Genomic DNA, 7,403 nt, shown 5'->3' on the forward strand with positions numbered 1-7,403 from the left:
AAGACAATGGCGAAGGCATCGCCTACGGCCAGCAGGGGCGGATTTTCGAGCCTTTTGTGCAAGTGGGTCGCAAGAAGGGTGGCGCCGGTTTGGGGTTGGCGCTGTGCAAAGAGATCGTGCAGTTGCACGGCGGGCGGATGGGGGTTTATTCGCGGCCGGGGCAGGGCACTCAGTTCTACATGGCGTTGTCGGTGTAGGTCGGTCTACGCTTCGTCGTCGAGGCGACGCCCCGCCAGCCGGCGGCCACGGGTAATCAGTTCGATGAACTGCACGGCGCTCAGCGCGTGGGCGAACAGCCAGCCCTGACCGTAGCGAACGCCCTCGCTGCTGAGAAACTTCGCCTGCGCCTCATGTTCGATGCCTTCAGCAATCACCCGCAATTGCAACGCCTGAGCCATATGAATGATGTGCGGCGCCACGCCACTGCTGGCCGCGTCATGGCCGAGGGCGTCGATAAATGCCTTGTCGATTTTCAGGCAGTCCACCGGCAGGGTTTGCAGGTAGGCGAGGCTGCAATAGCCGGTGCCGAAATCGTCGATCAGCACTTGGTGCCCGACATCGCGCAAGGCTTGCAGGTTTTCCCTGGCCACCTCGACATCAATCAAACCTCTTTCCGTAACCTCGAAGGCAATCTGCTTGGCCGCGACCCGGTGCAGGGTCAACAAGCGCGCCATCACTTGGCCGATGCGCGGCACCATAACGTCGCACGCTGCCAGGTTGACCGAGATGTAAAGCTGCGGATTGGCGCGGAGCAATTGCCCGAGTTGTTCAAGAAGCCGCTGCAAGACGAAGTCGGTCATCTGGCGGATCTGGCCAGTGTTCTCCGCCATCGGAATAAACAGGTCGGGACTGGTCAGCGTGCCGTCCGGTCTGCGCCAGCGCAGCAGGGCTTCGGCGCCGACGCAGTTGCGGCTGTCGAGGTCGAAGATCGGCTGGTACAGCACCTGCAATTCGCCGCGTCGGATAGCGCCATGCAGTTCGGCGTCCAGCGACTGACGTTGGCGTACCAGCAGAAACACCATGAACCCGACGAAAATCCCCAACGCCAGGCTGGCCGGCAACAGCCACCACCACACCGTCGGAATTTTCATCCCGGTGCGCGGGGTGATCAGCACCAGTTGGTACTCGGGATTGTTGGTGGGCATGCGGTAAATCAGGCGTGTCTGCGTGACTTGCAGGGCGTCGCGGCTTTTGGGCGGCCAGGTTTCCGTCGGTGGCCAGACTTGTTCGGCGCCAAGGACCGGAATGGCGCGGGTGCCGTGGTCGAGCACTACCAGCAGGCTGCTGCCCGGCGACAGATCGACCATGTCGGTCAAATGTCCGCGCGACGTCGCGACACGAAAATTGCCACGCCCGAGCATCAGTGCGGCACGGTTTTCATCGGGTTCGGTGGTGGTGTTCAGCCAGTAGCTGTAAGTGGGGCCCTTGATGTCCGGCGGGCGGATCAGCGACAACCCTTCCTGGCGTGGGCGATTGGAGCAGATCCGCGCAGCATCCATGTAGGCCGCTTCGTAGACGAAGCGGTAATTGAAAGTGACCTGCTGCAAGGTCGCGATCATGTCTGCATCGCAGCCCCGCAGCGGCTGGGCCTCCAGGTCATCGAGGCTTTCGCGCAGTTGGCCGAACAGTTGCTCCAGGCGCGCGAGAAAGCGCTCGCCCTGGGCATTCATCTCTTGGCTTTCGTTCTGCTCGACCTGATGCATGGCCACAAACAGGCTGGCCGCCATCAACAGGGTTGCGCTCAAGACAGCAGCCAGCATCGCCAAAAACCATGGGCGATAGAACCAGCTACGGAGTGTGTCTCGAGCAACTGCCATCATGGATATCCGAAGAATTACCAATGAGTTATAGCTGCTGATTGAGAAAAAGCCCTTACCGTCGGGCGGGCGTCATTATTTTGTCTGATTTAAAACTTGTAGCAGCGCCGCGGTTTGGGCATCGGGCGTGCCGTCGAAGCGCGAAGGCCGGAAGTGCATTTGAAACGCCGCCAGTACGTGGCGGGTGGCTACGTCCAGTTCGCCGTTTTGCGGTGAGGCGTAACCCACGCGGGCCAATTGTTCCTGAAACCAGCCGATGCTGGGCAACTGCGCCGCGAATTGCGCTTGCTGGCGCGCGACGGCTTGCTCGTTGGGCCAGATGCCGAGGCCTTCGGCGGCCAGACGTTTCCAGGGGAATAACGGACCGGGATCGAGTTTGCGCAGCGGTGCAATGTCGCTGTGGCCAATGATGTAGTGGGGATTGATGTTGTAGCGCTTGCTGATGTCTTTGAGCAGGACAATCAGCGATTGAATCTGGGCTTCGCTGTAGGGGTACCACAGGCGACCGGTCGGGGAATCCTTGAAGCCCGGATTGACGATTTCGATGCCGATGGAGCTGGAGTTCAACCAGGTGCGACCTTGCCATTCGCTCTCGCCGGCATGCCAGGCCCGGAGATTTTCGTCCATCAGCTTATAGATGGTGGCGCCCTTGTCGTCACCGATCAGGTAGTGACTGCTGACCTCACCGTGCGTCAGCAATTGCAGCGAGCGCTCCAGCGACGCGGAGGTGTAATGCACGACCACAAACTGGATGCGGCTGTCGTAATTGGCAGAAGGGTGGCTGGTGTCGATTCGGGGGCCGCTGGCACAACCGGCCAACAGCAACAGCGAGACAATGAGAGCAAGACATTTCATGGCAGAAGGCAGTACGCGCAGGACAGTAATGCAACAGTGTAACGTACTGCCTTGCGCGCCGACGGCCAAAGCGCGCTTTTAAATGAAATGGAACAAATGGCCGTCAACCCGCCTCCACTCGGTTGCGCCCGGCATTTTTAGCGCGGTATAGCGCCTGATCGGCTCTTTTAAGCACCAAGTCGCTGTGTTCGCCGGATCTGAAAGCGGTCATGCCCATGGAAATGGTGATGGTGACTCGCTCACCCTTGAAGTGAAAAGGGCAGGCCTCAATGGATGCGCGCAGGGTTTCCAGCAATTTCGCACCGACGGCTGGGGTGGTCGCCGGCATGAGCAGCACAAACTCCTCACCCCCGAATCGCGCAATAAAATCGCTGCTTCGCAGGCGTTTGCGCAACACGCTGGCGATGATCTTCAACACCTTGTCACCCGCAAGGTGACCGTAGTCATCGTTGACCCGCTTGAAGTGATCGAGGTCGAGCATCGCCAGCAGCAGGGTATTGCCGTGCTGTTGCCATTGGGCCACTTCGTGATCCAGGCGCTCGCTCCAGGCTGCGCGATTGGGCAGACCGGTCAGCGGATCGATCAAGGCTTTCTGGCGTTGCTCTTCGAGATGTTCGCGATAGACCAGCGCTTCCTGTTCCATATGCGCCACGCGTTCGGCCAAGCCCTTGAGGCGTGCCGTGACTTCATGCTCGCGCTCCTCGCGCTGTTTCTGGTGCTGGTCCATGGTGCCGAGCAGGCCTTCCAGATGGTTTTCCAGCATCTGCTTGAGGTCGTCCAGGTCCGCCGCTTCGTGCATGCTGCTTTGCAGGCCATCCACCTGTTCGCGGATCTGCGTATCCATTCGGCGTGCAGCGGAATGGTTGTCGGCATGGCCAACACTGGCGGCCTGCAAGTTGCTCTGGAACGACTCAAGGCGTTCGTTGAGTTGCTGCAAATACGCTTCGAATTCGTGCTGGCCGCTGTCGTTGATCGCCAGCATCAACGTCGCAAGATCATCGAGGATGGGCAGCAATTCGTACCAGTTCAGTCCATTTTCCAGGCGATCACGCATCGCTTCGGCTTGCGGTCGATGACGTTCGGGCAATGTCAGGTCGTCGAGCAGGCCGAGCAGCGTGTCTTCAATGTGCTTGGCGACGGAACTGTAGGACGGTTCCGGCGAGTCGGGCAGGGCGTAGTGAGCATCGATGTGTTCGTGTTCGTCGGCGTCGAGGGCCGGGGTCAGCTCATCCGGATTGATGGCCGGCTGAGTTTCATCGAGTGCTGCGCGAACGGGAGGAGCCGTCTCTTGCGGTGGCTCAATGGCTGACGGTGTTTCGGGTGCTGGCTTGGTCTGAACCACCGGTGGGACAAACGCCGTTACTTCAGGTGCGGACGCTGTCGCTTGCGGCTCTTGAGTCTCGAGGGATTCAGACGGCGCGGCAATGGGCGAGGTATCAACCGCCGTGGGTGGCTCGCTGCGCGGCTCGTCAATGATTGGCGACGGTTCGGCAGGTTCTGGCGCGCTCCGGGTTACCGGTTCAATCAACGGCGGAGCAGGCGGCTGAACTGCAGCAACAGGCATCTGCGGAGCGACTTCGTCGGCTTCACGGCCACCGAACAACCGTTGCAGAAAGCCTGGGCGCTCAGGTTCGGCCGGGCTCTCCAGCTGCCGCAAGGCTTTGCCTTGCAAACCGCTCAGTTCGCTGAGCAACAGCGGAATTTCCCGCGCCTGACTGACTCGCCCGTCGAGTTGTTTGGCGAAGTGCTTCAGCGGTCGGCTCACTTCACGCGGCAGGGGCAGGGTTTGCAGTTGAGTGACCAGTGCGGTCAGTGCGGCGCTGGTTTGATTGACGCGGGTCGCGCGGCGTTGTTCTGAGTCGAGCACGGCTTTTTCCAGCCGTGGAAGCAAAGCGGCGAGGCCGGCATCCATGTCATCGGTGCGCACCACTTCGCGCATTTCCTTCATGCACTGATCGACTGCGCGGTCAGTGCCCTCGGCCGCCAGCGTGCTGCGCACGAGGCCACGGCGCAGCAAGTCGAGCCTGGCATCCCAGCGACGTTCGAGTTTTTCCTGTTGTTCGATGCTTTTGAGGTACTTCTCTTTCCAGCGCTGTGTTTCGTCGCTCATTCAAGGGATCCGCGAAGGGCAGGACTCAACGCGGGCAATGCATCGGCCGTGAGCGAACCCGGCAGACGAATCTCTACCGCGACCGGCAGGTGATCGGAAATGGGTTGTGCCAGCACCTCGAACTTTTCGAGGGTCAGCGTGGGGCTTAGCAGAATATGGTCCAGGCAGCGCTGCGGGCGCCAGCTAGGGAACGTCGCTTCCAGTTGCGGCGCCAGCAAGCCGAGGTCACGCAATGGAGAGTTTTGCAGCAGGTCACTGGCGTGGGTGTTCATATCGCCCATCAGTACTTGGTGTTTATAGCCGCCGATCAATTCGCGGATGTAGGACAGTTGCAGGCTGCGAGCACGAGCGCCGAGCGCCAGGTGCATCATGACCACCACCAACGCCTCCGGACCTTCGCCGAAGCGCACCAGAATCGCACCGCGACCCTTGGGCCCCGGCAGCGGGTGATCTTCAATCGCCCACGGGCGCAGGCGGCTGAGCACGCCATTGCTGTGCTGGCCGAGGCGGCCGAGGTTGCGATTGAGTTGTTGATACCAGTAGGGGAAGGCGCCGAGTTGCGCCAAGTGTTCGACCTGATTGACGTAGCCTGATCGCAGGCTGCCGCCATCGGCTTCCTGCAAGGCGACCAGATCGAAGTCGCCCAGCAGATTGCCGATCTTTTGCAGGTTGTCGGCACGCCCGGTGTGCGGCAACAGGTGTTGCCAGCCTCGGGTCAGGTAGTGCCGATAGCGCTCGGTACTGATGCCCACCTGGATATTGAAACTGAGCAGGCGCAGACGACTGTCTGCGGGCAAGCCCGTCGACTCCAGATGATGCTCGTTGACCCGCGGATCATGCAGGCCGACGACGCGTTCAGTTCCCCAGCGGCGCATGGCAGTTACCGCGCTTAGTTGGCAGCAGCCTTGTTAGCCGCTCGCTCTTTGTCGACCAGTTTGTCGGCCAGTTCCAGCGCCTGTGGTGCGCCACCGGCGGAGCCTACGTCAAAGCGATACTTGCCGTTGACGATCAGGGTTGGCACGCCGGTAATCTCGTACTTCTTCGCCAGCTCTTTGGCCTGAACGATTTTGCCTTTGATGGCAAAGGAGTTGAACGTGGCCAGGAACTTGTCCTTGTCGACGCCCTGAGTGGCCAGGAATTCGGCCATTTCGTCCGGGGTGGTCAGCTTTTTGTGTTCTTTCTGGATTGCTTCGAATATCGCAGTGTGAACCTTGTGCTCAACGCCCATCGCTTCCAGGGTCAGGAACATTTGGCCGTGGGCATCCCATGGACCGCCGAACATGGCCGGGATACGGACGAAGTTGACGTCGGATGGCAGTTTCTCAACCCAGGGATTGATCACCGGCTCAAACGCGTAGCAGTGCGGGCAGCCATACCAGAACAGTTCCACGACTTCGATCTTGCCAGGCACGGCAACCGGAACCGGATTGGCCAGTGCAACATAAGGGGCGGTGGGGGCTTCGGCGGCTTGGACATTCATGCCGAACAGGCTGGCAGCGACAAGGGCGGCGCTGATGATCAGATTACGCATGCTTTACTCCTGGACAATTTCGTTCGCCTCGCTCGAGCTGATTCGGACAGATCTTGGCGGGCATCAGTTCTGTAGTGTAACGGCAGCGGCCACAAAAAAGGGCGGCCTAAGCCACCCTTTTTATGCTTGCATCGACGGATTAATCGAGCGTTAACGTTGCAGGAGATGTCCGTCGCCCGCAACGCTCGATCCACAGGCTTTAGTGCAGGCCCTGAATGTAGCTGGAGACTGCCGCGATATCTTCATCGCTGAGCTTTTTGGCGATGCTCTGCATCGGCTTGGTGTCGCCATCATTGGTGCGGCCGCCTTCTTCCTTGCGGAAATCGGTCAATTGCTTGCCAATGTATTGAGCGTGCTGGCCACCCAAATGCGGGAAGCCGGCTGCCGCATTGCCGGCGCCATTTGGCGAGTGGCAACCGGTGCAAGCTGGCAAGCCTTTGGCCAGGTCACCACCGCGGAACAGTGCTTCACCGCGAGCCACGACTTTCGGGTCGGCGGCGCCAACGCTGCCTTTCTGGCTGGCGAAGTAGGCGGCGATATCGGCCAGGTCCTGATCGCTCAGGTTGGTCAGCAAGCCAGTCATTTCAAGGACCGTGCGCTTGCCGGACTTGATGTCATGCAGCTGCTTGTTCAGATAACGCTCGCCCTGACCTGCCAGTTTCGGAAAGTTAGGCGCCATGCTATTGCCATCCGGGCCATGACAGGCGCCACATACTGCGGCTTTCGCCTGACCAGCAGTCGCATCACCTGCAGCATGGGCAATACCGGAGATCCCCACGGTCAACAGCAGACTCACGATCAATTTGTTCATCAGCTAATCCAACTACGGCTAAGGGTTAAAGAGTTATGGACCGGGATCACTCGCTCATCCAGTGGATGATGGCCTGGTAATCCTCGGCACTGCAGTCCATGCACAAACCACGCGGCGGCATCGCCTTGAAACCCTGGGTCACGTGTTGCACCAGCGTCTCCATACCTTTCGCCAACCTCGGCGTCCAAGCGCCCCCGCATTCCCCTGTGGCAGCGAGGTTGCGGCAGGTTTTGTCTTCCAGGTTGGGGAAGGCATGGACAGCGCCACGCCTTTCAGCAG

8 protein-coding genes are annotated in these 7,403 nt (G+C 60.1%); 1 reads left to right on the forward strand and 7 read right to left on the reverse strand.

Annotated features, from left to right (window positions below):
- Positions 1-197: ATP-binding protein (locus tag ACQKP4_RS27655; protein ID WP_427637191.1), on the forward strand; the 197-nt coding region annotated here is incomplete at its 5' end.
- A gap of 6 nt (positions 198-203) precedes the next feature.
- On the opposite strand, the gene ACQKP4_RS27660 is transcribed toward ACQKP4_RS27655, so the two are convergent.
- The 7 genes from ACQKP4_RS27660 to ACQKP4_RS27690 all read right to left on the reverse strand — a co-directional run.
- Positions 204-1,817 (reverse strand): EAL domain-containing protein, encoded by a 1,614-nt coding sequence (locus tag ACQKP4_RS27660; protein WP_427637193.1) that lies wholly within the window; start codon positions 1,815-1,817, stop codon positions 204-206.
- A 75-nt stretch (positions 1,818-1,892) separates the two neighbouring features.
- Positions 1,893-2,672, reverse strand: coding sequence for an N-acetylmuramoyl-L-alanine amidase (locus tag ACQKP4_RS27665; protein ID WP_427637195.1), 780 nt, complete (start codon positions 2,670-2,672; stop codon positions 1,893-1,895).
- Between the two features lie 103 nt (positions 2,673-2,775).
- Positions 2,776-4,782 carry a diguanylate cyclase gene (locus ACQKP4_RS27670; RefSeq protein WP_427637196.1) on the reverse strand — a complete coding sequence of 669 codons (2,007 nt, stop codon included), beginning with the start codon at positions 4,780-4,782 and terminating at the stop codon, positions 2,776-2,778.
- Entirely contained in the window at positions 4,779-5,657 is an 879-nt protein-coding gene (locus ACQKP4_RS27675) for an endonuclease/exonuclease/phosphatase family protein (RefSeq protein WP_427637197.1), read from the reverse strand. The genes ACQKP4_RS27670 and ACQKP4_RS27675 overlap by 4 nt, the downstream gene beginning before the upstream one ends.
- 14 nt (positions 5,658-5,671) lie before the next feature.
- Positions 5,672-6,313 carry a thiol:disulfide interchange protein DsbA/DsbL gene (locus tag ACQKP4_RS27680; RefSeq protein WP_427637198.1) on the reverse strand — a complete coding sequence of 214 codons (642 nt, stop codon included), beginning with the start codon at positions 6,311-6,313 and terminating at the stop codon, positions 5,672-5,674.
- A gap of 199 nt (positions 6,314-6,512) precedes the next feature.
- Positions 6,513-7,124 carry a c-type cytochrome gene (locus ACQKP4_RS27685; RefSeq protein WP_427637200.1) on the reverse strand — a complete coding sequence of 204 codons (612 nt, stop codon included), beginning with the start codon at positions 7,122-7,124 and terminating at the stop codon, positions 6,513-6,515.
- Between the two features lie 46 nt (positions 7,125-7,170).
- The coding region (locus ACQKP4_RS27690; protein ID WP_427637202.1) for a c-type cytochrome at positions 7,171-7,403 on the reverse strand (233 nt) is incomplete at its 5' end.

Source organism: Pseudomonas sp. NPDC086278 (assembly GCF_050280905.1).
Classification (GTDB): domain Bacteria; phylum Pseudomonadota; class Gammaproteobacteria; order Pseudomonadales; family Pseudomonadaceae; genus Aquipseudomonas.

Bases quoted from the DNA above. Each gene is read 5' to 3' on its own strand.
- ACQKP4_RS27660 (WP_427637193.1), bottom strand. From the start codon at position 1,817: ATGGCAGTTGCTCGAGACACACTCCGTAGCTGGTTCTATCGCCCATGG.
- ACQKP4_RS27665 (WP_427637195.1), bottom strand. From the start codon at position 2,672: ATGAAATGTCTTGCTCTCATTGTCTCGCTGTTGCTGTTGGCCGGTTGT.
- ACQKP4_RS27670 (WP_427637196.1), bottom strand. From the start codon at position 4,782: ATGAGCGACGAAACACAGCGCTGGAAAGAGAAGTACCTCAAAAGCATC.
- ACQKP4_RS27675 (WP_427637197.1), bottom strand. From the start codon at position 5,657: ATGCGCCGCTGGGGAACTGAACGCGTCGTCGGCCTGCATGATCCGCGG.
- ACQKP4_RS27680 (WP_427637198.1), bottom strand. From the start codon at position 6,313: ATGCGTAATCTGATCATCAGCGCCGCCCTTGTCGCTGCCAGCCTGTTC.
- ACQKP4_RS27685 (WP_427637200.1), bottom strand. From the start codon at position 7,124: ATGAACAAATTGATCGTGAGTCTGCTGTTGACCGTGGGGATCTCCGGT.